The following is a 25,556-nucleotide window of genomic DNA, read 5'->3' on the forward strand; positions in this document are numbered from 1 at the left end:
CCACCCGCAGCCAGCAAACCAACTTCAGGCCCGCCCCGGCCACCAACGGGTGCAATCTACTTTATAGGTGAGGTAATTTCTTTGACTCCGATCGAGGCTGGAACCGACATGGAATTCGTGATTCTCAGCGACGCTGATTTCGAGACATTCGCCAAGGGACATCCCCAGGGCAGCTTCATCCAGTCCATGGACCTCACGCGCTTCCAGCGTGCCCGTGGCCAGGAAGTTGAGCTTTTTGGCGTGACGCGCGGCGACAGCCTCATTGCTGCGGGGAAACTTGTCTACTCGTCCAACCGCTTGGGCTACAAAACCGCAGATTGCGCCAAGGGGCCCCTGATGGACTACGGCGACCCCGCCGTGGTGCGCTTCGTCGTTGAGCAGTTGAAAAAGCATTCGGCCTCGAAGAAAGCTGCAGAGCTGCGTATCTCTCCCAACATCCGGTACATTGCGCGTGATGAAGAGGGCGCCGAACACCCTGAAGTTGAGGACAACCGTCCACTACTGAAGGAGTTCGAAGGCCTGGGCTTCAAGCATCAGGGCTTCGACATGAACTTCGCCAACATCAACTGGATGTTCATCAAGCAACTCGACGGAATCGCTGATTCCGAAGAGCTCATCATGGGCATGAACTACCGCACCCGCAAGGCCATCCGTAAAGCCGAGAAGAACGGCGTCTACCTGGAACAGGCCACGCTGGAAACGCTGGATGAGTTCTACAACGCACTGAGCACAGCCGGCGACGAGAAGGGCTTCACGTACCGCGAACGCGAGTACTACGAGCAACTCCTCCGGAATACTTCGGACGAGTTCACCAAGCTCATGATGGCCAAGATCAACATTCCCGAATATCGGGCCTCCATCACGGAGCGTCTGGATGCCGAGTCCAAGACCTTGGCAGACCTTAAGCGTGAGGTCGAGGAGACCGGCAGCAAGAAGAAGGCCAACCGCATCAAAGTTGTCCAGGACCTCGTGGACAGCTACGAGCGCAGCCTCAAGGACATTGAACGTTTCCCCGATTCCGTCGGTGTCGCTACGGTCGCTGCCATCCATTTTGCGTGCTCCGGTGACGAGCTGGTGTGCGTCATTGGTGGCACGGTTCAGGACTACATCTATTTCAACGGCGCCACGTCCTTGTACTGGGGCATGATGTTGCACGCACTGAACAATGGTTATTCGCGCTACAACTTCTACGGCACGTTCGGCATCCAGGGCCAGGAGGAGACCGGGCACGGCGGGTACGAATTCAAGAAGGGCTTCGGTGGCGAGGTGGTCCAGTTGGTGGGTGATTTCGTCGCGCCGGTGAACCCGCTCGTCTTCCACGGCTACCGTGCGGTCAGGAAGTTTGCAGGGGTCGCCCAGACAGTACTGGGACGATTGCCACTTGAGAAATTGCCGGTAGTAGGAAAATTTCGGAGGAACCGCTAATCACACAAGCCAAGGGAGGATCACCGCGTGACTGAACGCCCCGACGGGTCCGCCAACAGGCCCCATACCGACGGGTTGCCCAAGACCCAGCCGTTGCGGCCGTCCCAGGTCCGGCAGAACGTCAACGCCAAACGCATGCTGATGCGCTTGGTTCAAGGTGACAGCCCGCCGACGGCGCCCATGAACATCGTGGACCGGTTGGCCGGAAGTCCTTACGCCAACCCCACCATCCAAGTGGTGGGCGTGGACGCTTCGGCCCGCAAGACCATCGACTTCGCCCTTCATCTGGCTGAAGTGATGTTCCGTTACGGTGCGGGCGCCCTTGAGGTGGAGACCAGCATGATTGCGGTCACGGCTGCCCTTGGCCTGAAGAACGTGGAAGTGGACATCACCAACCAGTCGGTGGCCATCAACTACGCGCCTAAAGACCAGACGCCCATCACGCTGCTCCGTGTGGTGCGCTCGTGGACCAACAATTACGCCGGCCTTGCCCAGGTTCACCAGTTGGTCACGGACATCGTGGCCGGGGGAGTGGGCCGTGACGAAGCCGTGCGCAGGTTGAATGAAATCATCCGCAGTGCCAAACCCTTCCCACGGTGGATGGTCACCATGGCCTTCGGCATCTTCGCCGCCGTCTTCGTGGGTGTCCTGGGTGGTGGCATCGGTGCGTCCGCGGTGGCTTTTGGTTCCAACATCCTGATCAGCCTGCTCTCCCGGCAACTTGCCAGATGGCGGACGGCTGACTTCTTCAACACCATGGCGTGCGCGTTCCTGGTCACCTTCATCGCGTTGATGCTGCGTTGGGCAGGTGTGGAAATTGCGCCATCCATTGTGGTGGCGGGTGGAATCCTGCTGCTGCTCCCTACGGGCCGTCTCGTTTCATCGGTACAGGACGCCATCAACGGCTTCCCGGTAACGGCCGCGGGTCGTTTCCTCTCCACGTTGCTCACTTTCGGCGCAATCGTTGCGGGGATTGGCGTCGCAGTAGTGGTTGGAACGCTGATGGGCAGCGCAGTCCTGGACGTAACCCAGACATTCCCCGACGCGTATCCCTTGTGGATTCAAGCAGTCCTTATTGCTATTGCGGTGGTCGCCATCGGCGTCACCGAGCAGACGCAAATGCGGCTGTTACTCCCGACGGCGGCAGTGGGCATAGTCGGCTTCTTCGTGTTGTGGGGTGTTGGCGAAGCCGGCCTCGGCGACCGTTTGTCGCCAGCCGTCGCTGCGGTGATTATCGGCTTGTTGGGCCGCGTCGTGGCGCTCAAGCTGGGTGCTCCGCAACTTGTAGTGGCCGTCCCGGCCGCGCTGATCCTGCTTCCCGGTCTGACGATCTTCCGTTCCATGTACGCCCTGACCGTTGAAGGCGGCAACATACTGCTGGGTGCGGGTGGCATGCTCAACGCCGGCGCCATTGTGCTGGGCGTTGCGGCCGGCATCGTGCTCGGTGACAACCTGGCCAGGCCCCTGACGAAGGGTCTGTCCAGCAACGAGCGGCGCAGGGTACGCAGGCGCTAACGTCAAAAAACGAACGGCGCCGCCAGGAGGCGGCGCCGTTCGGCTTTGAGGACTGAGGCTAGATCTGTCCCACTGGGAGCTTCTTCTCTGCTTGGAAAACTTCCTCTACGCGACCCTGCGCCCAATAGCCGGACAGTGAGACCTGCGAACGCTCCAAGCCGCGCTGCACGAAGAAGATCTCGCGGAGTCCTTTCATATAGCCCCGCTCGCCGTGGGCGAAGACGTCCACGCGTCCGGGCAACCATTCGGTGGTGCGAAGGGCGTCAAGAAGCAGCTCGCTGGAACCCGCTTGGACGCCCTTGCGGAGGAGCCAGTGCAACTCCACTCCGGCAGGGGCGGAAATCGGAAGAATGTCGGCCTCGTTATCCACTTCAAGGAACACGGTTCCGCGGGCATCGGGAGCAAGGGCCTCCACGCAGTCCGCAATGGCTGGTATCGCGGCGTCGTCGCCGGCGAACAAGTACCAATCGGCCCCGGGGGCGGGGTTGTACCCACCGCCTGGACCTGTGAAGATGAGCGAATCGCCGGGCTTGGCGGCGAGAGCCCAAGGACCGGCCAGTCCTTCATCACCGTGAACCACAAAGTCGATGGCCAGTTCCTGTGCTTCCAGGTCTACCCAGCGGATGGTGTACGTGCGAGTGTGAGGCCACTGCTCACGGGGCATGGTCTCGCGGATGGCCCACAAGTCCAACGGGAGTTCGTACTCGACGCCCGGCTGCGGAAACACGATTTTGATATAGCGGTCCACATATTCGTTGTTCGCGTAGTCAGTGAAACCAGGTCCGCCCGCCACAATCCGCACCATGTGCGGTGTCAGGCGTTCATTTCGCAGGACGGTCAGGTTCACCTGCGGACGGGTTTTACGTGAGGCGGACGAAGTGACGGGGAGAGCAGTCATGAAGGTAAGCCTAAGCTAATTCCCTGCGCGTCGGCTGGGTATGAGTCGAAGGTTACACACCCTCGCTCACATCCCGCGTATTTGGGCCGGACGCTCGTTCACATCCCGCGTGTTTGGGGTGGGATGTGAACGAGCGTTGGGCTTGAAGGGTGTGGGATGTGAGAGAGCGTTGGGCTTGAAAAGGTTACAGAACGGGTAATTCCCAATTGATGGGCTCAGCCCCCAAGCCAATGAGCAGCTCATTGGTCCGGCTGAAGGGCTTGGAGCCGAAGAATCCTCGTGATGCAGAGAGTGGACTTGGGTGGACCGAGACGATGGACGGTGCCCCGCCCAGCAGGGGCACCACGCCCTGGGCATCTTTGCCCCACAGGATCGCCACCAGCGGACTCTGCCGCCCGGCGCCGTCAGTGCGGTTGGCGACGGCGGTGACCGCCGTCGTCGTGACTGCTTCCCAACCTTTGCCGCGGTGGGAGCCGGCGTTTCCCGCTTCGACGCTCAGGACGCGGTTCAGGAGCAGGACGCCCTGCTCCGCCCAAGCGCTGAGGTCGCCGTGGACGCGGGGCGGGAGGCCGAGGTCGTCGTGGAGTTCGCGGTAGATGTTGGCGAGGCTCCGGGGAATGGGTCGGGTAGGGCGGGAAACGGCGAACGACAACCCGATGGCGTGGCCCGGGGTTGGGTAAGGGTCCTGGCCGAGGATCAAGACTTTGACGTCGGCCAGCGGCTGTTTGAAGGCGCGTAACAGGTTCTTTGCAGACGGCAGAACTTGGGCGCCGTTGGCCGATTGGCGTGCTACATAGTCCAAGGCTTCACGGAGCTGGCCTTCAACCGGGCGCAATACATCGGCCCAATCGGGAGCCACCAGCTCATCCAGCGGCTGTTTGAGCAGGGCGGCGAAACCCGGTTCAGTAGTATCAGCAGGTTCAAGATCAAAGAGTGCATCCTCGCCAGTCACCAGGCCATTGTCTCCCGCGCGCCGCACGGCCTGCGAATGACACCGTTGTTATTCGCCCGTAACATGGGGGTAGGACATTTTCCCCCAACGAGCGTCGAAGGAGTGTGCCGTGGCAGAACCAGCACCGGAACCGATGGCGTCGCAGGCAACAGGCTTTGCCCTTGAGGACCTCGCGGCCGAGACCCGCAGTGACTCGCCGCTGAGTGAGCGTGACCAGCAGATGCTGGCGCTGGAGCGGCAATGGTGGAAGTACGCCGGAGCCAAGGAACAGGCTATCCGCGAGCTGTTCGATCTCTCTGCCACACACTACTACCAGATCCTGAACGCGCTCATAGACACCGAGGATGCGTTGGCCCACGATCCCATGCTCGTCAAGAGACTGCGTAGACTACGTACGTCCCGCCAGCGTGCGAGGACTGCACGTCGCTTGGGGTCCGACGCGTAAATCGCCAGGCTGATCTGTCAGCAGCAACCAGCAAGGACACCGCCTCACCATGACCAAATATGCCAAGGACGAATTCGACCAGGTTCCGCAGAACACGTCCCGCCAAGGCGTTCACCGCGACGCCCAAGAGACTGCACGCCCCACCCTGTGGCCGGTCCTGACCGTTGGGGCGGCGGCCCTGGTGCTCGGGCTCGTGGCCTTCCTCATCCTCCCCAACCTTGGGCTGGTAGCACCCAGCGCTTCGTCCAACACCACGACGCCGGCGCCGCTGCAGACCTCTGCGGCACCGTCCGCTGCTCCCACCGAATCCAGCAGTGCGCCGCCCGCTTCCAGCGAACCCAGCAGCGAACCGACGCCCTCGGAATCTCCTTCCGCCACTCCGTCTTCGGCTCCCGTGGACAAGGCCACTCCTGTGGCTGTCTACAACGGCGCCGGGACGGCAGGGTTGGCCGGACGGGTGGCAGGCCTCGTCCAGGGCGACGGTTGGGCGCTGAGCACTGTAGGAAACTGGGGCGGACTGCCGCAGCAGACGTCCGTGATCTTCTACAACGCTCCGGAGCAGAAGGCCAACGCGGAAGCGCTGGGTACCTTGCTGGGCATCCAGACGATCGTGGAAACGCCCGAGGTCCAACAGCCGCTGGTGGTTGTGGCCGGGCCCGGCTACCAGTAGGCATTGAGCCCGTTCCTGAGCTGAAATGCCCCAACTCGGTTAAGCCTCAATAACAAAAGTGGTGCCCTGCCCCTCCACGGCAGCGCGGCGCTAGTGACAGTGGTTACAGTGGACTCATTCCGGTACGGAGATCCCGGCTACCGGTCTTGGCTACTGCGAAAGTGTGGGCATCATGGCTTTGGGAACCGTCAAATGGTTCAACGCCGAAAAAGGTTACGGATTCATCACTGTGGATGAATCCGGCGACGACGTCTTTGTGCACTGGTCCGCCATCCAGATGGAGGGCTTCCGCGCCCTCGAAGAAGGCCAGCGGGTTGAGTTCGAACTGGGGGAGGGCCAGAAGGGTCCGCAAGCCGAAGGCGTCCGCGTCGCGTAGTTCGATCGCGGCGTCTGCGCCCATTCCTGTCAGCCCATGGCTGAAAGCCCTTTGTTTCTAGAGCAAACTGGCATCTCTGCTTGCACTCTCCCCGGTCGAGTGCTAATTATTGATTTAGCACTCCTATGGTTCGACTGCTAAGTCCGGCCCGGTTGACCCCGGCGGCGGACAGGCATCGGGCCGGCGGAGGATCAAGAAACACCTTGGTGGGGTGAGGTCCGGAGCGCGGGGCATACAGAGGCCCCAAGCGAAAGACCGTCCGTCGCGGGCACCCCATCTGATAGGTACCTTCTTAACGACTGTCCCGAAAGGACTACCGCCGTTATGGCCAAGATCATTGCATTTGATGAAGAGGCACGCCGCGGCCTCGAGCGGGGCCTGAACATCCTCGCAGACGCCGTCAAGGTCACCCTCGGCCCGCGTGGACGCAACGTCGTCCTCGAAAAGAAGTGGGGCGCCCCCACGATCACCAACGATGGTGTTTCCATCGCCAAGGAGATCGAGCTGGACGATCCTTACGAGAAGATCGGTGCAGAACTGGTCAAGGAAGTTGCCAAGAAGACGGATGACGTCGCTGGCGACGGTACCACCACTGCAACCGTTCTCGCCCAGGCACTGGTGAAGGAAGGCCTGCGCAACGTTGCCGCCGGCGCCGACCCGCTGTCCCTCAAGCGCGGTATCGAGAAGGCCGTTGAGGCAGTCATCAGCGAACTGCTGGCCTCCGCCAAGGAAATCGAAACCAAGGAAGAGATCGCAGCTACGGCTTCCATCTCCGCCGGCGACCCGGAAATCGGCAGCCTCATCGCCGAAGCCCTGGACAAGGTGGGCAAGGAAGGCGTCATCACGGTCGAGGAATCCAACACCTTCGGCCTGGAGCTCGAACTCACCGAAGGCATGCGCTTCGACAAGGGTTACATCTCCGCTTACTTCGTCACTGACGCAGAGCGCCAGGAAACGGTCCTCGAAGACCCGTACATCCTGATCGTCAACTCCAAGATCTCCAACGTGAAGGAACTCGTCACGGTTCTGGAGAAGGTCATGCAGTCCAACAAGCCGCTGCTGATCATCGCCGAAGACATCGAGGGCGAGGCCCTGGCCACCCTGATCGTCAACAAGATCCGTGGCACCTTCAAGTCCGTTGCCGTCAAGGCTCCGGGCTTTGGTGACCGTCGCAAGGCCCAGCTGGCCGACATCGCCATCCTCACCGGTGGCCAGGTCATCTCCGAAGAAGTTGGCCTCAAGCTCGAAAACGCTGGCCTGGAACTCCTCGGCACCGCCCGCAAGGTTGTTGTCACCAAGGATGAGACCACCATCGTTGAAGGTGCCGGCGACGCCGAGCAGATCGCAGGCCGCGTGGCGCAGATCCGCGCCGAGATCGAGAACTCCGACTCGGACTACGACCGTGAGAAGCTGCAGGAACGCCTGGCCAAGCTGGCCGGCGGCGTTGCAGTCATCAAGGCCGGTGCCGCAACCGAAGTTGAGCTCAAGGAACGCAAGCACCGCATTGAGGACGCAGTCCGCAACGCAAAGGCTGCCGTTGAAGAAGGCATCGTTGCCGGTGGTGGCGTTGCCCTCATCCAGGCAGGCGCCAAGGCATTCGCCAACCTCACCCTGCAGGGTGACGAGGCAACCGGTGCCAACATCGTCAAGGTTGCCATCGACGCACCGCTGAAGCAGATCGCTTTCAACGCTGGCCTCGAGCCGGGCGTTGTGGTGGACAAGGTTCGCGGCCTGCCTTCCGGCCACGGCCTGAACGCTGCCACGGGTGTCTACGAAGACCTTCTGGCTGCCGGCGTCAACGACCCCGTAAAGGTCACGCGCTCGGCTCTCCAGAACGCTGCTTCCATCGCTGGTCTCTTCCTGACCACCGAGGCCGTAGTTGCCGACAAGCCCGAGAAGAACGCTCCGGCTGCCGGTGGCGACGACATGGGCGGCATGGGCGGCTTCTAAGCCACCCGGCTGTAGCAATACAGCGCCCGGCATCACGCTGAACAGCGTCACGACGGCGGCCCTCACCATTTTGGTGGGGGCCGCCGTTTTGTTCCCTCGTCAAAGCTGTACGTCAGGGCTGCAGACCCAAGTAGGTAGCAGATGATGCCCTTTTGAGCCCTCATAACGGCCTGTACTGCGACTCAGTTGGGTGCTATCAGGGTTTTAGTGTCGGTGGGGTCTGGCAGGATTAACCCCATGACGATTATTGCTGCCGCCGATGGGTCCGCCCTCGGTAATCCTGGGCCGGCCGGTTGGGCCTGGTATGTTGACGACTCCTGTTGGCGAGCAGGAGGTTGGCCGCACGGTACCAACAACCAGGGCGAACTGATGGCCGTCCTTGACCTGTTTCGGTCGACGGCCCACGTGCCACAAGAAGAATTGCTGATCCTTTGCGACAGTCAGTACGTCATCAACTGCATCACCAAGTGGATGCCGGGCTGGAAGCGGAAGGGCTGGCGGAAGGCTGACGGCAAGCCCGTGCTGAACGTGGACCTTCTCAAGGACATCGACCAAGCGATCGTCGGCCGAAAATACACCTTCGAATGGGTTAAGGGTCACGCTGGTCACGACCTCAACGAAGCCGCCGATGAGCGCGCACGCGCTGTTGCCACGGCCTACCAGCAGGGCGTAGCGCACCGTGCTGGCCCCGGGTTCCCGGGTGCGCAGGAACAGCTTGGATCTCAGCCGCAAACGGAAGCCCGCGCGGCACAAACCCGTTCCTCCGAGCCGGTCCCTGCAAGCGCTGCCGCCGGCGTCTCGTCGGCAAGCGCTGGTTCCGCACCCGCCAAGGTTGACCGCAGCTCCCGTCCGCACTTTGAGCCCACGCTCTTTGGTGAGTCCGGCATCTTTGGCCAAGCCGATCTCTTCAGCGAATTGGAAGATGACGCGTCGGCGCAGCAACTGTCAGCTGAGGACACAGTTCTGGCGTTGGAACGGGAACTGCTGAGGCCGGACGTGAGGGCGGACATCGGCAGGATCGGTGTGCTGCTCCACCCTGACTTCGCGGAGATCGGTAGCTCGGGCAGGTTTTGGACACGGGACGCCATGATGATGGCGCTGGAAGAGGACCCCGGTGAACCGACGGAACTTGAACTGCTCAGCGCAGACAGGCTCAGCGACAACACCATCCTGCTGAACTACCGTAGTTTCGCGCACACGGGCTCGGCGCTCCGCAGTTCCGTCTGGATGCTTGACCGCGGTCAATGGCGGCTGCGGTTCCACCAAGGGACTGTCGAGAAATAGCCCCCGAGAACTAACCCCGGAAACCTAAGCCCGGGAACCTAAGCCCGGAGACAAATCCCTCATGACCTGCGAGGCGGCTGCACAGGGGGAAGACAGCCAGCCCCGCAGGAGTTCATGGGCGAGGGAGGACCGGGGCGGGGCAGCTAGTACGTGAAGCGCTGGGTGTTTCCTTGTTCCACTTCCAGATAGCTCGTGGCAGCTGAGGACAAGGCAATGTTGATGGAAGCCAAGGAAGCCTCGACCTTGCTTTGCGTCAGCGACCACTCCAGGACAAGCGCCTGGAAATTCGTGGCAGCTGTTCCCCGCCAGGTCGCCTCAAGTTCCTCCAGGCCACGCCGCATGGTCTGCACATCGGAGCTGATGCGATCAACAGTTCCTTTGACGTTGGCTGATTTGAGCTGGAGCAATTCGGTATCGACGGAGATGACGCTCATGGGTGGTGCCTTTCGACGAAGAGGTTCCGCGGTTTGCGGCGGGGATGCGTGGCTACAACATCGAGCCTAGGCAGCCTCCCGCAGCCGCAAAATGGGTGTTCGTCGCTATGTGGATAAAGGCGCTATGTGGACAAAGGCGTTAGTTGGATAAGGCGCGTTAGGTGGACAGGAGCTCGGCCGATTCCTCGTGGAACGGAAGGCTGACCACCAACGTGGCACCGCCGCCGTCGGTGTCCGCCACTTGGACCGTACCGCCATGGGAACCGACGATCGCGGCAACAATCGCCAGACCGAGGCCGCTGCCGCCTGTCTCGCGGGTCCGCGAGGTGTCAGCACGGTAGAAGCGCTCGAAGATCTTGTTGGTTTCAGATTCCGGAATGCCCTGCCCGTGATCGCGGATTTCGATGACGGAAACTGAACCGCTGGGGGTGTCACGAACACCGACGGCCAGTTCTATGGGGCTTCCCTCTGGCGTGTACCGCAGCGCATTTCCCACGAGGTTCCCGATGACCTGCCGAAGTTTGGCTTCGTCACCTTGGACCGGCGCGGCAGTGGGGGCGGCGCCGTCGAGCCCTGTGAGCGTGATACTCCGGTCTCCGGATGAGGCCTTGGTGTCAACCACGGCATCGTGTGCAAGGAGCTGCAGGTCCACAGGCTTGAGCTGAAGCGGACGCTGTTCATCAAGGCGGGCCAGCATCAACAGGTCTTCCACCATGGAGCCCATGCGCTTGGCTTCGCTTTCGATCCGGCCCATCGCCATCGCCACATCCTCTTTGGTTGCCAATGCCCCGTGACGGTATAGCTCAGAGAAGCCCCGGATGGTCACCAAGGGCGTTCGCAGCTCGTGGGAGGCGTCCGCTGCGAAGCGGCGCATGCGCCCTTCGGAAGCGGCGCGGGCAGCGAAGGAAGCCTCGATGTGGGCAAGCATGGCATTAAGGGAACCGCCCAGGCGGCCAACCTCGGTGTGGGGATTGTCCACTTCCACGCGGCGGGACAGGTCACCGGCCGCGATGGCCGCAGCTGTCTTTTCCACCTTGGCGAGGGGACGGAAGGAGCGGGCAACAGTCCAGGTGGCGATAAAGAACGCCAACACGAGCGTCAAGAGGCCGACGCCTACAACTACCAGGACAGCGTGCTCCATCACTTTGTCCACGGGAGTGAGCGGCAGCCCGATGATCATGACGCCGTTCTGGCCACCATCGGATCTGACGCCAATGGCCACCACCCGCCAGTTTGTACCGGCCGTGCCCTTGACCTGGAAGGGGGAGTTGCCGCGGAGCTTCGCTTCAGCGGGGGTGATGTTGGCGATTGCGGGACGATCACTTTGGCTGCCCGCGTAGGGATAAGGTGCGAAGCCTGGCACGTACAACGTCAGCGAGTAGTCTGTGGGCACGGAGGATTCGGTGGGAGCCTCCGGGTTCGGCTGGGCTGGCTCGTCAGTCGCCGGGTTGGGTGGGGCCAGCTTGTCGAAGGACTGCTGGTCCAGTGCCAAAGCAACGGCGGCCTTGAGTTTGTCATCCACCTGGCCCTGCAGGTAACTCTTGACGAGCGTCAGCGTTCCCGCGCCCGTGGCCGCCAGGGCAAGCAGGAGCAGGCCCATGATGATGGCGACGAGCTGCGACCTCAGGGACGCCGATTTCCAGCGAAGCAGCAAGGGTCAGCGCTTCTCTGCCGTTCGCAGCACGTAGCCTACGCCGCGCTTGGTCTGAATGAGGGCCGCGGCATCCGGATCGATGTCCACTTTGCGTCGCAGGTAGGAGATGTAGGACTCCACGATCGAGGCGTCGCCGTTGAAGTCGTACTCCCAGACGTGGTCCAGTATCTGGGCCTTGGAAAGTACACGGTTGGGGTTCAGCATGAGGTAGCGCAGGAGCTTGAACTCGGTGGGGGACAGCTCGATCACGGTGCCACCCCGGCGGACCTCATGGGCGTCGTCGTCGAGTTCAAGATCGTCCACCCGGATAACGGCGTCATCGTCCTCCAACGGCTGCGTGCGGCGGAGGACTGCGCGAATGCGGGCCACCACTTCGTCCAGGCTGAAGGGCTTGGTGACGTAGTCGTCGCCGCCCACAGTGAGGCCCGTGACTTTATCCTCGGTGTCGTCCTTCGCTGTGAGGAACAGGACGGGGAAGTGCTTCCCGGCAGCGCGGAGGCGCCGGGTGACCGTGAAGCCATCCATGTCCGGCAACATGACGTCCAGGACTGCCAGATCCGGAGAGTGGAGATCGGCCGCGGCGAGGGCTTCGCGACCATTGGCGGCCGCGACGACCTCGAAGCCTGCAAAACGCAGCGACGTGGACAGCAGCTCGCGGATGTTGGGCTCGTCGTCGACAACGAGAAGCTTGGCTTCGGGACCGTTCTTTTTCATGACATCCATGATGCTCCCAGAATCTGGGAGTTCACTGGATGCTGCATGTGAGCGGACTGCGTGGCTGCGTCCAGTTAACTCGTCCGGGTTCAGGCCCCCAGTGCTAGCCCGGTTCCCAGCGCCACCATGGTCACTGCGATGCCGCCATCCAGGAATCGCCAAGACAGTGGCCGGGCGAAGAAGCCGCGGAGGTAGCGTGCCCCGAATCCGAGGGAGGCGAACCATACGATGCTGCCCAGCATGGCCCCGGCACCGAACCACCATTGCAGTTGAGCTCCTTGAGCGCTGGCTATCGAGCCCAGGAGGGCTATGTCCAGGTAGACGTGCGGGTTGAGCCATGTCAGTGCCAGCACGGTGGTAACGGCGGCAGTGAGACTGCGCTTTGCGCCGTCGTGGGCCGGCCCTTCACTTTTCAGTGATTGCGGGCGCAACGCCCGGCGGGCGGCCATGACGCCGTACGTCACCAGGAAGGCTGCCCCCACGTAGCGAAGAACGACGACGGCGTCCGGAGCTGCCGTTATGAGGGCGCCGGTGCCAAGGACTCCGGCAGCGATGAGGACGGCGTCGCTTAACGCGCATACCGCCACGACAGGGACGATGTGCTCGCCGCGGATTCCCTGCCGGAGTACGAAAGCGTTCTGGGCTCCGATGGCGACGATGAGGGCGAGTCCGGTGGCCATGCCCAGGCCTGCGGAGTGGAAGAAATCAGTAAGGTTCACCCTTGGAAATTACGTTCATCTCCCTCTTTAGACCAGCTAAAGATTCTCACGCAACATAAGATACTCTTATGCCACACTTTCCCTCCGAGCAGTTGCTGACCTTTGCTACCGTCCTTTCCGAGGGCACGCTGGACGCTGCTGCGCGCTTGCTTCACATCACGCCGTCGGCCGTCTCCCAACGGTTGAAGGCGCTCGAGCAGTCGACTGGCAGCGTGCTGTTGCAACGCAGCAACCCTGCCAAAGCCACTGAAGCAGGCGAGGTTGTACTGCGTCTTGCGCGGCAGGTGGCACAACTCGAAGCTGACGCCGGGCGGGAACTGGGCTTGGGCGCCGACGGGGCGCAGTTGGCCGTGCCGATCGTGGTCAATGCGGATTCGCTGGCGGTATGGTTCCTCCAAGCGTTGGCCAAGGTTCCCGCAGACCTCAATGTCACCTTCGACCTTCACCGGGACGACGAACAACACTCCACTACGTTGCTGCGCTCAGGAACGGTTATGGCTGCCGTCACCGCCACGCCAGAGCCTGTGCAGGGGTGCCGGGTGGAGAGCCTCGGGGTGATGCGGTACCGTGCGGTTGCGGCACCGCATTTTGTGGACCGTTGGTTCCCGGAATTGTGGGAGGGACTGGACTCGGGAAGCGGCTTGACCGGGGCCGCGCTCAATGCCGCCACCACCGTGGACTTCGACCGCAAGGACACGTACCAGTGGGCGTTTGTGCAGTCGGCATTCAAGGCTGAGGGTGTGCCGCTTCCGGAACGGAAAGGACCGCGTCATTACGTCCCGGCTTCCCAGGACTTCGGTGACGCGATCCGTTTGGGACTCGGCTGGGGGCTAATCCCGGAAGTTCAATGCGGACCGGAAATCGCCGACGGCAGGCTGATCGAGCTCGCCCCCGACCATCCCATCGATGTGCCGCTCTACTGGCAACGCTGGCGAACGGCGTCCCGTGTGCTTGATGTGCTCAGCGAAACCGTCCGTGAAGTTTCAGCGCTGTACCTGCGGAAACCCTGAAGCGGTGGAAGTCTTGGGTGGTCGAAAGTGTTGGGTGGTCGAAATCCGAACACGCCCACGGATGCTTCTAAAAATGTCAGTGCCCCGCTCCACACTTAAAACATGGCAAACACAGCAGCTCCCGCAAGCATCCACCAGCACCGTGACAGTGACGTCGAGTTCCACGTGACGTACCTGGACACCGATTCCGGCCGCATCCGGCGAGAGGATTTTGAGGATCTGGCCGCAGCCGAACGGTTCGCCAGTGCCCAACTCCGCGATCAGGACGGCTGGGCCGTGGTGGACCACGTCAAGATTGAGGTCACCAGCCGGATGGTCGCCTGAGGCACAAGCCTCGCATCCAGCTGACTCGGCCAGACCAGCTCACTCCGGCCGGTTGTTGGAGTGTCCGCCGTGCACGAACGGCGATGACACACCCTGGTACTTCAGCAGCATCATCATCCCCTCGGCGGCGTGGTCCAAGTTGTGGCAGTGGTCCATCCAGATGCCTGGGTTATCAGCGTGAAGCAGCAACTCCCACACTTCGCCCGGCAACACATCCACGGTGTCCAGGATGAGGGGTGACCCACTTGGAGCTACGCCATTCCTGCTTAGTACTTGCACGTGATGTCCGTGGGGATGCATAGGATGCGGCTCGGAGGTGCGGTTCACTACCGTCACCTTTACGGTGTCGCCCTCGGCAACCTCGATGGACGGAACCAGCGGATATGCTGCCCCGTTCACGGTGAACGCGTACCGGGGAATCCCGTCAACAAACCGGAACTGCCGGTCAAGCACCATCACCTCTTCACGCGTGATCGGCCGGACGAGCTCTGCCGCCTTCCCAGCACCATCCAGTTCCCCGCCCACGGGCTTGCCATACTCCAAAAGGTCCAGCACGGGCATGGTGACGAAAACGCCTGCTGGTGCCTTTTCCGCAACCATCTCCTCGGGTTTGGCTGCTTGATCCGTGACGGCGGAGCCAGACGGGGCGATGACGACGACGGCATTGGCCGCAGCGTCAGAACGAACGGTGACGGTGGAATCAGGCATGGTGAAGGCGATGTCCACCCGGCCGCCGGCGCCAAGCCGGACCAGTTTGTGGGTCACTTCCTGCGGCTGGTTCACCTCGGTTCCATCAACCGCAACGGCCTTGAAGGTCGTGCCTTGGATGAGGTATCGCTGCTGCACGGAATCGGTGTTGATGAGCCGGACCCGCACGCTTGAGCCAGGGGTGGCAGTATGCCCGGTGGTACGGTCTGAGGAGCCCAGCAACCCCAGACCGCTGAGGTCGTGCCCAGCCACCACAACGTCCGTGTCGGCACGGGGAGAAGTAGGGTGATGCACAACGAACGTGCCGTAGAGGCCCTTGCGGACCCCCTCGGCTGAATCTTGATGCGTGTGGTACCAGTAGGTGCCTGCCTGGGCGGCAAGGAAGCGATAGGTCATGGATTCCCCGGGCATGACGGCGTCCTGTGTCGCCCCGGCCACCCCATCCATGGCGTTGGGAACGTCGTAACCGTGCCAATGAAGGGTCACGCCGGCAGTCACATCACGGTTGGTCAGCAGCACCTCCATCACTTCGCCGAGTTGGGCCTCCAGGGCTGGACCCGGAAGGCTGCCGTAAGTCCACGCCTCCGTGGTTTGCCCGGATGGCAGCACTACTTGTTCCACACGGGCAGTCAGTTCGTAGTGCCGGACCACAGCGTTGGCGGGGGTTTCGCCGACCAAGCTGTTGACCGACGTCGGATCCGTCACCACGACGTCGGCGCCACTGTGATGCGCGACGGCGGCAGCGATGGTTGCGCCGTCGGCGGACCGACTCCCAAGCCAGGCAAAGACTCCGGAGCCCAAAGCCGTACAGATCATGAGTCCTGCAACCGCGGTAGCCGCCGTCGGACGCATGCCGGCGGGAGAAGCGCCGCCTCGACGTCCACCCCGAACGGCCGTGTTTAACTGCGTACCGCGTCTCGACGAAGGTCGTGGCGAAAACAGTGCGAGCTTGGCAATCAGCACGGACGCCGCCACCATGAACAGCAAGACCACAAGGCTCCAAGGAGCCGGGAATGGCCCCAGGAGCAATGTCAGGGCGAGTGATGCCACAGCTGACACGGCAGCTGCGATCATTGCCAGCACCGCCCACTCGCGGGATCGTCGCGGATTTTGTGAAGCAGGTTTGGGGCCGGTGTTCCGCCTCCTCAGCAAGAACGGAACACCGGCCGCCGCGGCCCAAGCCGCGGGGATGGCGGTCAGAGGCACATTGATGGTTATGCGTTCGCTGGCAAACCACCAACTGCCCGCCACCAAAGCGGGAAGCAATGCGTACCGTCCCACTGTCACTGCGACGGCTATACCCACTAACAACAGCCCAAGGTCACTCCGGCGCGGCTTGTCGCTCAACGACGCGGTCATCCAAGCAGCGGCAATCCACGCGCTGGCCGCAAGCACGGACAGTAGCAGGTCCACCGCCAGCAGCTGCGAGGTGTTCACAGCTGCAAGTGCTCACGCTGTGCTGGAGGATGTGGAAGCATCCGAGGAGGCAGCCTTGGGAGGCAGCGGTTGAGGGTTAAGGGCTGCCGCGCGGGCACGCTTGAACAACCAATAGGACATGAAGATCATCAACACGCCAACTATCGGGTGGATGGAGACTACCCACGAGCCTGCCGGGGTGATGAATTCCGGTGAGGAACCGGTCAGCATGCCGCCGATGATGAAGATGAACAGTTGAAGCCAGGTCAGCAGGAAGATGCCCGCGGCCAACCAGATGGTGCGGGACCCCACCTTGGCGATCGCTGCTACGATCGCTGCCAGCAATGCTGAGTATCGCAGCACATATTGGCCATTGACGGCATGGTAGACGCCAGCTTCACGCTGGGCTTCGATGGTGTTTTGGAAGTGGAAGTATCCGGCGAAGAACAGCTGTGCGAGTGCTGACAGCAGGACGATCGCGGAGAGGACCAGGAGGGCTTTGCGCATGGGGAATCCTCTGGTAATCAATTCACAGATTCTTCTAGGCCTTCAAACCGTCGGCTCCCTGGCTGCGGGCTTCCCCCACTGCCGACGGCTGGCCGCCTGGTTGCCTGGACCAAGGGCAACCATAAAGGGCGGAGAGCTTCACTTGGAATCGTAAAGTTGCTGGAGATGAATAGCAAGAGCCTGCGGATTTTTGTTCCGGCAGGGGCTGCCTACTGCTCCTGTCCAACATCCTTGCCCACGTCCTTGGCGTCCATGATCCTGTACGCGTAGCCCTGCTCGGCCAGGAACCTTTGGCGCTTAGCGGCGAAATCCTGGTCCAGCGTGTCCCGCGCTACCAAGGAGTAGAACCTGGCCGCACGGCCGTCCTGCTTGGGACGAAGGAGGCGCCCCAACCGCTGGGCCTCTTCCTGCCGTGAGCCGAAGGAACCTGAGACCTGGATGGCGACCGACGCCTCGGGGAGGTCGATGGAGAAGTTGGCCACCTTGGACACCACCAACGTGTGGATCTCGCCCTTGCGGAACGCGTCGAAGAGCTTCTGCCGTGCCTTCACGCTGGTTTCGCCCTTGATCAGGGGAGCGTGAAGCCGTTCGGCGATCTCATCGAGTTGGTCGATGTACTGGCCGATCACCAGCAACTGCTCGCCCTTATGGACTGCCACAAGTTCTTCAACCAGTTTTGTCTTGGTCTCCGAAGTAGCGCAGAGCCGGTATTTATCGGCGTCATCTGCCATGGCGTAGGCCACCCGTTCGTCGCGGGGTAGGTCCACGCGGACTTCAACACAGTCGGCGGGCGCGATGTAGCCCTGCGCCTCGATGTCCTTCCACGGTGCGTCGTAGCGCTTGGGCCCGATGAGGCTGAACACCTCACCTTCCCGGCCGTCCTCCCGAACCAACGTTGCCGTGAGGCCGAGCCGACGGCGGGCCTGGAGGTCCGCGGTCATCCGGAAGATCGGGGCAGGGAGCAGGTGCACCTCGTCATAGATGATGAGGCCCCAGTCGTGCCCATCAACGAGTTCCAGGTGCGGGTACAGGCCACCGCGCTTTGTGGTGAGGACTTGATAGGTGGCGATGGTGACCGGCCGGACTTCCTTGACCGCGCCGGAGTATTCGCCGATCTCGTCTTCGGTCAAGGACGTCCGCTTGAGCAGTTCATCCTTCCACTGCCGGGCGGAGACGGTGTTGGTGACCAGGATCAGCGTGGTGGTGGAGGACGTGGCCATCGCTGCCGCACCCACCAGTGTTTTTCCCGCACCGCAGGGAAGCACGACGACGCCGCTGCCGCCGGCCCAGAAGTTTTCCGTGGCCAGCTTTTGGTACGGGCGCAGTTGCCAGTTGCTTTCGTCCAGCATGATGAGGTGCGGTTGACCGTCAACGTAGCCGGCAAGATCCTCTGCGGGCCAGCCCAACTTGAGGAGCAGCTGCTTCAACTGTCCACGCTGGGACGAATGCACCACCACGGTTTCGCCGTCGATCCGAGGCCCCAGCAGTGGAGCGATTTTCTTGGCACGGATGACTTCCTCCAAGACGGGGTAGTCGTCCGTCCGCATCACCAGTCCGTGCTGTGCATCCTTTTCAAGCCGGAGCCGGCCGTAGCGGGACATGGTCTCTTCGATATCGATCAGCAGCGCATGCGGCACGGGAAAACGGGAGTACTTCAGCAGCGTATCCAGCACCTGCTCAGCATCCAGCCCTGCCGCCCGGGCGTTCCAGAGACCCAGCGGCGTCAGCCTGTAGCTGTGCATGTGTTCCGGAGCGCGCTCCAACTCGGCAAAGGCGGCGATTGCGTGCCGGGCCTCCGTAGCCAGCTCATGGTCGACCTCCAGCAGGATGGTCTTGTCACTTTGTACGATCAGCGGACCGTCGGTCACTGTTTAATCCTCTTCATGAACGCAGTTCTCCTGCGGGTTCCACATCGATGATCCGGTGGATGGACAACACTCGTTCGGTGTCCTTGGCGGGATCGAAAACCCTGACACGCCCGCCGGAGACGGATACAGGAACAACGGTTTCGGTGTTGGCATTCCCCAAGCTGTCCACCACGTTCATGGTGACGGCCTGTTTAAGCCGGATTGCCGTTTGTAGCGTCTCCAAGCCGAGCTGGGTGGCCGCCTCGCCCGTCGCTTCGGCCGGGACCGCGCGGTGTTGCCGCAGGACCGAAAGCTGTGCCTCGACGTCGTCGTCCGGCGGTGCTGTTCTGGGCGCCGTATAAACCGGGCGGGCGCTGCCTGGCACTGCCGTGGTCCGTTTGAAGCGCACGACGGCGGGTTCAGCCTCCTGCACGGCAGGCGAGAGGCCCAGCTCGCGCAGGACGCGCGCCGTTTCGCGCGGACTGGCAGAGGAAGTGAGGACAGTGGGGGCGATGCGCACCAGGCTCAAGGCTGACGTCCGGGCCTCGCGGAGGAGATCGGTGATGGCTGTTTCGTCGTCGCTCTGGATAAAGCTGGCACTCGTGCCGACACGAAGGCGGCCATGCCGGGAGGCCGTGTCCTGGACAAGGTACTCCAATGGTTGGGGCACGTCCGTGGCGGAATGCTCACGGAGGAACGCCAGCAGCGATTCCGCATCCTGTCCGGCGTCGAGCGCCCTGCGAATGGTGCTGGCAGAGAACCGGTAGATCGATGCTGGGCCCTGGCCCTCTGCGTCGGCCATCAACAGCAGTGTTTCACTGAGTTCCCGCGCGAGGTAGCCGGGCGCCACAGCCGTGAGATCGGCCTGGAGGAGGATGTGGTTCACGGCGGCGGGCAAATGCTCGCCGAGGATGGTCATGGCCTTGTCCGGTTGGCCGTCAGCGATGGCCGAACCCAGCTGTGTCAACGCACCCGATCCCATCAGCCCCAGGAGCGTGGCTTCCTCCAGGATGCCGCGGACCAGGGAACTGAACCGTCGGGACATCCGCGGCTGCGCCCATTCTGCACGCTGCAGGACGGCTCGGGCATCCAAAACGGGTGCCTTTCCATCCGGTGCTGCGGCCTCCACGGTGAGCTCGTTGAGGATTTCCAGGACCCGGCGGCGTACCACCGGGGCGTCGGGCCGCTGCGCTTCCGCGGACAAGGCGTTGATGGTGGTGCCGGCTGCGCCTTGGTGGGAGGCCGAGGCCGACGGACCAGTGAGCGGCTGTCCCACCAGGGAGGGTGCCCGCTCACTCGCCAGCCAGGCGTTGACCAGCCACAGCCACTGTTCTTGCCTCGGCAGGTTTAGCCATTCAAGCGTCGGCGGCTGAATCCACGTGGAGCTGTCCACATCCAAGCGGAGCAGCCCGGCCATGGCGCACAATTCCAAGAGGACGGCCGTCTCATGGACGCCCAACCGGATCGACTCCGCCAAACGCCGCAGCTCGCGCACACCAACACCGCCGCTACGGAGGGTAGCCAAGGGTTGCTCCCGGACGGCGAACAACAGCTCGGCAGTCAGCCGCAGAATTTCGGCAATGGCCCCCATGGCCGCGTTGCGTCTCAGGGCGGCACTCGTATGGCCGAGCTCCGGAACAGGTGGCGCCAGCGTGAAATCATCCACGATCGCCCCTCCGCGCAAGGCAAGACCCACACTGTGGGGCAGCTCCACGTGGCCGGCGTCCAGAGGGACCAACAAGCCGCGCGCCAACAGCCAATCGATAGGCCCGACGTCGTGGCTTTCATGGGTGACCGACGCCCGGCGCTGTGCCTGGGGTACCGCGCCCATGGCCCAACTGCCGAACTTGTCCAACAAGCCCACCGTCCGCTCCGGCGCCGTGGCGAGGATGGCACGAAGGTTCTCAGGAGAGGAAGTCCAACGCTGCAATGCCAAGGCTGCGTCCATCGGAGTGCTGGCGGGGTGGATGCCCGCGCCGCTTTGATGTAGCTCGGCCACCAACTGCACTACCCGCTGGGCAAAGGCTGGTTGGAGCCGTACAAGTTCGGTGTAGCTGCGTCCGAGCCCTGCCGGGTAGATGCCGATGACGTCCTTGAGGCTGCCCACGGGAAGGTAGAAGCGCTGACGGGACGACGTTGCCGGTGAGCCAGCGGGTGGGTCTGCCCTGTGTACCAGCGCCAATTCCTGCAATTTGGCGAGGATGGGGTCCAGCGCCGAAAGGGTGGAACCGGCAATGACCTTCTTCAACCCGGCCGCGGAAATACTGTGGCCGGTATCGGCATTGGTGCACAGGTGAAGTGTTTCCAGGACCTGCATTTCAGGCTTGTTCAACCGCTCCAAAGCCCTCTGGACACTGACCCGGGCGCTAGCCCTCGCAGCCAAAGCCGGGAAGTCGGGAGCCATGGGGGAGATCAGGTCCGGTCGCGCGGCAAACAAGGCCCGCAGCGAATTGTCGCTGCGCGCTTCGAGTTCCTTGCTGAGCGCGCGTATAAGGGACATCAATCCAACGTTACCGCCCCCGGGCCGCTCGTGCCCGTCACCGGGTCAGGAGGTTACTGTCGGCGGCGTTGGCGTACGGAGTCAACAACCAGGACTACCGCGAGCATGAAGGCCACGGGCAGTCCGTAAAGGGCCGTCCACGTCACCCACACCGGCGGCACGCCACCGTTGAACGCCACAGCCATGACCGTGCCGACGGCAGCCAAAGAGATGACGGCAATGACGGCAGCGATGATCATGATGGGGCGGCGGTAACCCGGGGAAGTCATGCCCACAACGCTAGCAGCAGCACGCGAAGGCGGTTCATTGCTGCGGCTCTTGTCCTGTTCGCGTACTGCGTGGTCGCGGCAAAGCGGGAATAGGGGGTCAGGCAGGATAACCTTGAAGGAACAGACCAACACGGACCGGGCTGTCACCCTCGATCCCGCAGATCCCTGTGGATGCGGTGAGTGCCCGACGTGTCTCCCAAAAGCAAGAACGAAGAAGGTTGATTACGTGCCTACCGGCAAGGTCAAGTGGTATGACAAGGAAAAAGGGTTCGGATTCCTCGCGGCTGAAGACGGCCAGGAAGTATTCCTGCCCAAGACGTCCCTGCCCGCGGGCGTAACGGAGCTCAAAGCCGGAACCCGCGTGGAGTTCGGTGTGGCTGACGGCCGCCGCGGAGCACAAGCCCTGGGACTCCGTGTCCTGGAGAAGACACCGTCCATTGCCAAGGCCAAGCGCATGAACGCCAGGGACCTTGCACCTATGGTGCAGGACCTGGTCACCGTTCTGGACAACCTCTCCGGCTCCTTGTCTTCAGGCAAGTACCCCGACGGCAACAAGGCCAAGGCAATCAGCATGGCGCTGCGCAAGGTTGCCGACGAGCTGGAAGCCTAGGACCGGCCATGACATCGGAATCCGCACAGGACACCAAGGTCGGCCCTGGCGCTGCCCAGGCTCCTGGAAACGGGGACGCCCCCGCGCGGAAGCCCGTCGCGGCCAAGTCCCGCGCCGGTTTGCCCGTGTGGCGCACCGGTAAGCCGGACGCGTTCCTGGCTGCCGCCGTCGATACCGCACGTGAGGCAGTTGAAGGCATAGCCAACCCGGGCGAAGTCGGGGCGCACCTTGGTGCGAAGTCGGAGGGCGACCGCGTGGTGACCCACCTGTTCGAATCCCGGCTCGCCGGGTACGGCGGCTGGCAGTGGTATGCCGTGGTGACCCGTAACTCGCGCTCCAAGATCGTGACCGTGAGCGAGCTCGGTTTGCTGCCCTCCGAGGACTCCATCCTGGCTCCCGAATGGGTGCCGTGGGCCAAGCGCGTCCGCCCCGAGGATGAGACGCCGCTGGTCGCAGAGACAGTTGAGGAAGTTTCGGAGGAGTCCGTGCAAGCGGCCGAAGACGAGGCCACCGAACCGGCTGACGCTGACTCCGATGACGCTGACTCCGAGGACGCTGACTCCGATGAGGATGATGACGACGACGAAGCCGGGGCTGAATAGGCGTTGCGGAAACCCGGGGTGACCACAGTGAAGGCGGACGCTGATGTCCACCTTTAGGTCACTCGGAATCCTCAACTACCGCATCTGGTTCTTCGGTGCGCTGATCTCCAACATCGGCACGTGGATGCAACGCACGGCGCAAGACTGGTTGGTCTTTGACCACCTGACCGCTCACGACGCCGGTGCCATGGGCATTACTCTGGCGCTCCAACTCGGTCCCCAGCTTTTCCTTGCTCCGTGGGCGGGACTGTTGGCCGACCGCTACAGCCGGCGGAAGCTCCTTCTCCTCACCCTGGTGGCCATGGCCCTCCTCAGCACGGGGTTGGGCGTGCTGGTACTGCTGGGCATCGCCGAACTTTGGCATGTCTACCTCTTTGCCTTGCTCCTGGGAATCGTGACCGCCCTGGACGCTCCGGTCCGACAAACTTTCGTCTCCGAACTCGTCACCGACGATTACCTGCCCAACGCGGTGGCCCTCAACAGCGCCTCCTTCAACGTGGCCCGGATGATCGGCCCAGCTGTCTCGGGCGTGCTGACGGTGGTGGTGGGCCCCGGCTGGGTGTTCCTCATCAACACCGTGTCCTTCGTGGCCATGCTGTGGGCGCTCAAACTCATTCCTGCGTCATCCCTCCGCATCCAGCCCCGGGCAGCGGCGGGCAAGGGGCGCATCCGGGAGGGTTTGCGCTACGTCCGGAACAGGCCGGACATCCAAGTGGTCCTGGTGGCCATCTTCATTGTGGGCACTTTCGGACTCAACTTCCCCCTGTTCATCGCCGCGATGGTGGGGACCCAGTTCGGCATGGACGCCGGCGCGTTCGGAGCGTTGAACTCGGTCATGGCCATCGGGTCGGTGACCGGTGCACTGCTGGCTGCCCGACGCGGAAGGCCGCGTCTCAGGTTGATCTTCGGGGCGGCCGGCGGATTCGGCGTTGCCAGCGCCTTGGCCGCCCTGGCACCCAACGCTGTGCTCTTCGGGCTCGCTTTGGTTCCCTGTGGCCTGTTCGCCCTGACCTTGATCACCAGCGCCAACGGCTACGTGCAATCCACCACCGAGGCTGTCATGCGAGGGCGGGTCATGTCCCTCTATATGGCCATTTTCATGGGCGGCACTCCCATCGGTGCACCGTTGGTGGGCTTGGTGGCCAACGTCGGTGGCCCTCGATGGGCGGTCGGCGTTGCAGCGGTTGCCGGCGTCAGCACCGCCGTCGTGGGTTTGCTGTGGATTATCTGCGCGAAACAGCTGCGGCTCCGCTTCGACCGCCGGGCCCGCGGACTGAAGCACTTTCGGGTGGAGTCGCTGCTTTCCCGTCCGGAGGCGGACGACGACGGCGCAGGCCGGCAGGGCGCGTAACGCGCCTTAAACGGCGGCGGCGCCGCCCGGGAGCTACCCGCACGACGCCGACCGAGGCCCGTGGTGCTACTTCTTCAGCTCGCCCACGACGTAATCGATGCTCGCGAGCAGCGCGGAAATGTCGTCCGGCTCAATGGCCACAAACGTGGCAATGCGCAGCTGGTTGCGGCCGAGCTTACGGTACGGCTCGGTGTCCACGACGCCGTTTGCGCGCAGGACCTTGGCAATGGCTGCGGCGTCAATGGAGTCATCGAAGTCAATGGTGGCGATGACATTGGAGCGGTCTTCGGCGTTGGTGACGAAGGGCGTTGCGTACTCCGAGGCCTCCGCCCAGGAATAAATACGGTTGGCGGAGTCTGCCGTGCGCTTGCTGGCAAAGTCCAAGCCACCGTTGCTGTTGAGCCACTGCACCTGCGCGTCCAAGGTCACCAAGGTGGAGAGCGAAGGCGTGTTGTAGGTCTGGTTCAGCTTGGAGTTGTCAATGGCGGTCTGCAGGTCCAGGAAGTCCGGGATCCAGCGGCCGCTGGCCTTGACCCGTGCCGCACGTTCCAGGGCGGCGGGGGAGAAGAGGCCCAGCCAGAGGCCACCGTCGGAGGCGAAGTTCTTTTGCGGGGCGAAGTAGTAGACGTCCGACTCGGCGACGTCAACGTCCAGTCCGCCGGCCGCTGAGGTGGCGTCCACGAGGACCAGCGAGCCTTCGTCGGCACCCTGCACGCGCTTTACGGGAGCGGCCACGCCGGTTGACGTTTCATTCTGGGGCCAAGCGTAGACGTCCACGCCGGCTTCGGCCGCTGCCACGGGGCGGGTGCCGGGTTCAGCCTTGATGATGGACGAAGCGTCAAGGAACGGTGCCTTGTTGGTAGCTGCAGCGAACTTTGAGCCGAACTCGCCGAATGAGAGGTGCTGGGCCTTCTTCTCGACCAGGCCAAACGCAGCCACGTCCCAGAACGCCGTGGAGCCGCCAACGCCGAGGACAACCTCGTAGCCTTCAGGTGCGCGGAAGAACTGGCTGAGTCCTTCGCGGACCGAACCCACAAGGTTCTTGACCGGAGCCTGACGGTGGGAGGTGCCGAGGATGGTGGTCGACGCGGCAGACAACGCTTCGATCTGTTCCGGGCGAACCTTGGACGGTCCAGCGCCGAAGCGTCCATCCTTGGGCAGCAGGTCGGCGGGAATGGTGATGCTGTTGTCGCTCACGTAGGGCTCCAATGGGTGTCGGCTAGAGATGGGAGGTGGCATGGGGCATCAACTGCCCCTTCGACACCCCAATTCTGCCTGACACGGCCCGGGCGCAGGAACCTGCAGCCGTCATAGTCCGCCACGTGGAATGCAAACGAATCGGATGCGACCGGAATTATCCAGAGTAATTCCAAATA

At 62.8% G+C, this 25,556-nt stretch carries 24 protein-coding genes; 12 read left to right on the forward strand and 12 right to left on the reverse strand.

Features of this window, described 5'->3' with window-relative positions:
• The first annotated feature begins 108 nt into the window (after nucleotides 1-108).
• The gene (locus KCX59_RS05570) at nucleotides 109-1,425 is read left to right on the forward strand and encodes a peptidoglycan bridge formation glycyltransferase FemA/FemB family protein (protein ID WP_179018117.1); all 1,317 of its coding nucleotides are present in this window, start codon (nucleotides 109-111) and stop codon (nucleotides 1,423-1,425) included.
• 27 nt (nucleotides 1,426-1,452) lie between these two features.
• Nucleotides 1,453-2,940 carry a threonine/serine ThrE exporter family protein gene (locus KCX59_RS05575; RefSeq protein ID WP_179018118.1) on the forward strand — a complete coding sequence of 496 codons (1,488 nt, stop codon included), beginning with the start codon at nucleotides 1,453-1,455 and terminating at the stop codon, nucleotides 2,938-2,940.
• A gap of 58 nt (nucleotides 2,941-2,998) precedes the next feature.
• Here the strand turns inward: KCX59_RS05575 and KCX59_RS05580 are convergent, their stop codons facing one another.
• Nucleotides 2,999-3,838 carry a siderophore-interacting protein gene (locus KCX59_RS05580; protein ID WP_179018119.1) on the reverse strand — a complete coding sequence of 280 codons (840 nt, stop codon included), beginning with the start codon at nucleotides 3,836-3,838 and terminating at the stop codon, nucleotides 2,999-3,001.
• A 184-nt stretch (nucleotides 3,839-4,022) separates the two neighbouring features.
• Nucleotides 4,023-4,793, reverse strand: a complete 771-nt coding sequence (locus KCX59_RS05585; RefSeq protein WP_179018183.1) for a uracil-DNA glycosylase — start codon at nucleotides 4,791-4,793, stop codon at nucleotides 4,023-4,025.
• Between the two features lie 106 nt (nucleotides 4,794-4,899).
• Between KCX59_RS05585 and KCX59_RS05590 the strand changes: the two genes are divergently transcribed.
• The 5 genes from KCX59_RS05590 (at nucleotide 4,900) to KCX59_RS05610 (ending at nucleotide 9,515) form a co-directional block, all read left to right on the forward strand.
• Nucleotides 4,900-5,235 carry a DUF3263 domain-containing protein gene (locus KCX59_RS05590; RefSeq protein ID WP_024819788.1) on the forward strand — a complete coding sequence of 112 codons (336 nt, stop codon included), beginning with the start codon at nucleotides 4,900-4,902 and terminating at the stop codon, nucleotides 5,233-5,235.
• 49 nt (nucleotides 5,236-5,284) lie between these two features.
• Nucleotides 5,285-5,905, forward strand: a complete 621-nt coding sequence (locus tag KCX59_RS05595) for a LytR C-terminal domain-containing protein (RefSeq protein ID WP_179018120.1) — start codon at nucleotides 5,285-5,287, stop codon at nucleotides 5,903-5,905.
• Between the two features lie 172 nt (nucleotides 5,906-6,077).
• Nucleotides 6,078-6,281, forward strand: a complete 204-nt coding sequence (locus KCX59_RS05600) for a cold-shock protein (protein WP_179018121.1) — start codon at nucleotides 6,078-6,080, stop codon at nucleotides 6,279-6,281.
• Nucleotides 6,282-6,605: 324 nt separating this feature from the next.
• Nucleotides 6,606-8,231 (forward strand): chaperonin GroEL, encoded by a 1,626-nt coding sequence (gene groL / locus KCX59_RS05605; RefSeq protein ID WP_089593895.1) that lies wholly within the window; start codon nucleotides 6,606-6,608, stop codon nucleotides 8,229-8,231.
• 237 nt (nucleotides 8,232-8,468) lie between these two features.
• Nucleotides 8,469-9,515 (forward strand): ribonuclease HI family protein, encoded by a 1,047-nt coding sequence (locus tag KCX59_RS05610; protein ID WP_091465697.1) that lies wholly within the window; start codon nucleotides 8,469-8,471, stop codon nucleotides 9,513-9,515.
• A 143-nt stretch (nucleotides 9,516-9,658) separates the two neighbouring features.
• Here KCX59_RS05610 and KCX59_RS05615 read toward each other — a convergent pair whose 3' ends face one another.
• From KCX59_RS05615 to KCX59_RS05630, 4 genes are all read right to left on the reverse strand, one after another.
• Nucleotides 9,659-9,949, reverse strand: coding sequence for a WXG100 family type VII secretion target (locus KCX59_RS05615; protein ID WP_091465698.1), 291 nt, complete (start codon nucleotides 9,947-9,949; stop codon nucleotides 9,659-9,661).
• 157 nt (nucleotides 9,950-10,106) lie between these two features.
• Entirely contained in the window at nucleotides 10,107-11,603 is a 1,497-nt protein-coding gene (locus tag KCX59_RS05620) for a sensor histidine kinase (RefSeq protein ID WP_179018122.1), read from the reverse strand.
• A 3-nt stretch (nucleotides 11,604-11,606) separates the two neighbouring features.
• Complete coding sequence (locus KCX59_RS05625) at nucleotides 11,607-12,317, reverse strand: response regulator transcription factor (RefSeq protein ID WP_024819794.1); 711 nt, start codon at nucleotides 12,315-12,317, stop codon at nucleotides 11,607-11,609.
• An 89-nt stretch (nucleotides 12,318-12,406) separates the two neighbouring features.
• Complete coding sequence (locus KCX59_RS05630) at nucleotides 12,407-13,036, reverse strand: LysE/ArgO family amino acid transporter (RefSeq protein ID WP_179018123.1); 630 nt, start codon at nucleotides 13,034-13,036, stop codon at nucleotides 12,407-12,409.
• 68 nt (nucleotides 13,037-13,104) lie between these two features.
• Here KCX59_RS05630 and KCX59_RS05635 point away from each other — a divergent pair, with 68 nt between their 5' ends.
• Nucleotides 13,105-14,046, forward strand: a complete 942-nt coding sequence (locus KCX59_RS05635) for a LysR family transcriptional regulator ArgP (RefSeq protein ID WP_179018124.1) — start codon at nucleotides 13,105-13,107, stop codon at nucleotides 14,044-14,046.
• A gap of 102 nt (nucleotides 14,047-14,148) precedes the next feature.
• Nucleotides 14,149-14,370 carry a hypothetical protein gene (locus KCX59_RS05640; protein WP_091465705.1) on the forward strand — a complete coding sequence of 74 codons (222 nt, stop codon included), beginning with the start codon at nucleotides 14,149-14,151 and terminating at the stop codon, nucleotides 14,368-14,370.
• 39 nt (nucleotides 14,371-14,409) lie between these two features.
• Here the strand turns inward: KCX59_RS05640 and KCX59_RS05645 are convergent, their stop codons facing one another.
• From KCX59_RS05645 to KCX59_RS05665, 5 genes are all read right to left on the reverse strand, one after another.
• Nucleotides 14,410-16,515, reverse strand: coding sequence for a multicopper oxidase family protein (locus KCX59_RS05645; RefSeq protein WP_179018125.1), 2,106 nt, complete (start codon nucleotides 16,513-16,515; stop codon nucleotides 14,410-14,412).
• 12 nt (nucleotides 16,516-16,527) lie between these two features.
• Nucleotides 16,528-17,001: a hypothetical protein gene (locus tag KCX59_RS05650; protein ID WP_178994263.1), complete on the reverse strand. Its 474-nt coding sequence runs from the start codon at nucleotides 16,999-17,001 to the stop codon at nucleotides 16,528-16,530.
• Between the two features lie 209 nt (nucleotides 17,002-17,210).
• Nucleotides 17,211-18,869: a DNA repair helicase XPB gene (locus KCX59_RS05655; RefSeq protein WP_178994265.1), complete on the reverse strand. Its 1,659-nt coding sequence runs from the start codon at nucleotides 18,867-18,869 to the stop codon at nucleotides 17,211-17,213.
• Nucleotides 18,870-18,882: 13 nt separating this feature from the next.
• The gene (locus tag KCX59_RS05660) at nucleotides 18,883-21,348 is read right to left on the reverse strand and encodes a helicase-associated domain-containing protein (protein WP_179018126.1); all 2,466 of its coding nucleotides are present in this window, start codon (nucleotides 21,346-21,348) and stop codon (nucleotides 18,883-18,885) included.
• Between the two features lie 53 nt (nucleotides 21,349-21,401).
• Entirely contained in the window at nucleotides 21,402-21,617 is a 216-nt protein-coding gene (locus KCX59_RS05665; protein ID WP_091467555.1) for a hypothetical protein, read from the reverse strand.
• A gap of 226 nt (nucleotides 21,618-21,843) precedes the next feature.
• Between KCX59_RS05665 and KCX59_RS05670 the strand changes: the two genes are divergently transcribed.
• Genes KCX59_RS05670 through KCX59_RS05680 form a run of 3 tightly spaced genes read left to right on the forward strand, consistent with a single transcriptional unit; the run spans nucleotide 21,844 to nucleotide 24,180 of the window.
• The gene (locus tag KCX59_RS05670) at nucleotides 21,844-22,227 is read left to right on the forward strand and encodes a cold-shock protein (RefSeq protein WP_011773749.1); all 384 of its coding nucleotides are present in this window, start codon (nucleotides 21,844-21,846) and stop codon (nucleotides 22,225-22,227) included.
• A gap of 8 nt (nucleotides 22,228-22,235) precedes the next feature.
• Nucleotides 22,236-22,829, forward strand: a complete 594-nt coding sequence (locus KCX59_RS05675) for a DUF3027 domain-containing protein (protein ID WP_179018127.1) — start codon at nucleotides 22,236-22,238, stop codon at nucleotides 22,827-22,829.
• 43 nt (nucleotides 22,830-22,872) lie between these two features.
• Complete coding sequence (locus KCX59_RS05680; protein WP_179018128.1) at nucleotides 22,873-24,180, forward strand: MFS transporter; 1,308 nt, start codon at nucleotides 22,873-22,875, stop codon at nucleotides 24,178-24,180.
• A 66-nt stretch (nucleotides 24,181-24,246) separates the two neighbouring features.
• Here the strand turns inward: KCX59_RS05680 and serC are convergent, their stop codons facing one another.
• Nucleotides 24,247-25,377, reverse strand: coding sequence for a phosphoserine transaminase (gene serC, locus KCX59_RS05685; protein ID WP_178994272.1), 1,131 nt, complete (start codon nucleotides 25,375-25,377; stop codon nucleotides 24,247-24,249).
• Between the last annotated feature and the right edge of the window lie 179 nt (nucleotides 25,378-25,556).

It is taken from the genome of Paenarthrobacter nitroguajacolicus, from assembly GCF_051027655.1.
Lineage (GTDB): Bacteria > Actinomycetota > Actinomycetes > Actinomycetales > Micrococcaceae > Arthrobacter > Arthrobacter nitroguajacolicus.

Excerpts from the sequence above, each read along its gene's own strand:
- KCX59_RS05570 (WP_179018117.1), top strand. The coding sequence starts at position 109 with ATGGAATTCGTGATTCTCAGCGACGCTGATTTCGAGACATTCGCCAAG.
- KCX59_RS05580 (WP_179018119.1), bottom strand. The coding sequence starts at position 3,838 with ATGACTGCTCTCCCCGTCACTTCGTCCGCCTCACGTAAAACCCGTCCG.
- KCX59_RS05595 (WP_179018120.1), top strand. The coding sequence starts at position 5,285 with ATGACCAAATATGCCAAGGACGAATTCGACCAGGTTCCGCAGAACACG.
- KCX59_RS05600 (WP_179018121.1), top strand. The coding sequence starts at position 6,078 with ATGGCTTTGGGAACCGTCAAATGGTTCAACGCCGAAAAAGGTTACGGA.
- groL (WP_089593895.1), top strand. The coding sequence starts at position 6,606 with ATGGCCAAGATCATTGCATTTGATGAAGAGGCACGCCGCGGCCTCGAG.
- KCX59_RS05610 (WP_091465697.1), top strand. The coding sequence starts at position 8,469 with ATGACGATTATTGCTGCCGCCGATGGGTCCGCCCTCGGTAATCCTGGG.
- KCX59_RS05615 (WP_091465698.1), bottom strand. The coding sequence starts at position 9,949 with ATGAGCGTCATCTCCGTCGATACCGAATTGCTCCAGCTCAAATCAGCC.
- KCX59_RS05625 (WP_024819794.1), bottom strand. The coding sequence starts at position 12,317 with ATGAAAAAGAACGGTCCCGAAGCCAAGCTTCTCGTTGTCGACGACGAG.
- KCX59_RS05635 (WP_179018124.1), top strand. The coding sequence starts at position 13,105 with ATGCCACACTTTCCCTCCGAGCAGTTGCTGACCTTTGCTACCGTCCTT.
- KCX59_RS05640 (WP_091465705.1), top strand. The coding sequence starts at position 14,149 with ATGGCAAACACAGCAGCTCCCGCAAGCATCCACCAGCACCGTGACAGT.
- KCX59_RS05650 (WP_178994263.1), bottom strand. The coding sequence starts at position 17,001 with ATGCGCAAAGCCCTCCTGGTCCTCTCCGCGATCGTCCTGCTGTCAGCA.
- KCX59_RS05660 (WP_179018126.1), bottom strand. The coding sequence starts at position 21,348 with ATGTCCCTTATACGCGCGCTCAGCAAGGAACTCGAAGCGCGCAGCGAC.
- KCX59_RS05665 (WP_091467555.1), bottom strand. The coding sequence starts at position 21,617 with ATGACTTCCCCGGGTTACCGCCGCCCCATCATGATCATCGCTGCCGTC.
- KCX59_RS05675 (WP_179018127.1), top strand. The coding sequence starts at position 22,236 with ATGACATCGGAATCCGCACAGGACACCAAGGTCGGCCCTGGCGCTGCC.
- KCX59_RS05680 (WP_179018128.1), top strand. The coding sequence starts at position 22,873 with ATGTCCACCTTTAGGTCACTCGGAATCCTCAACTACCGCATCTGGTTC.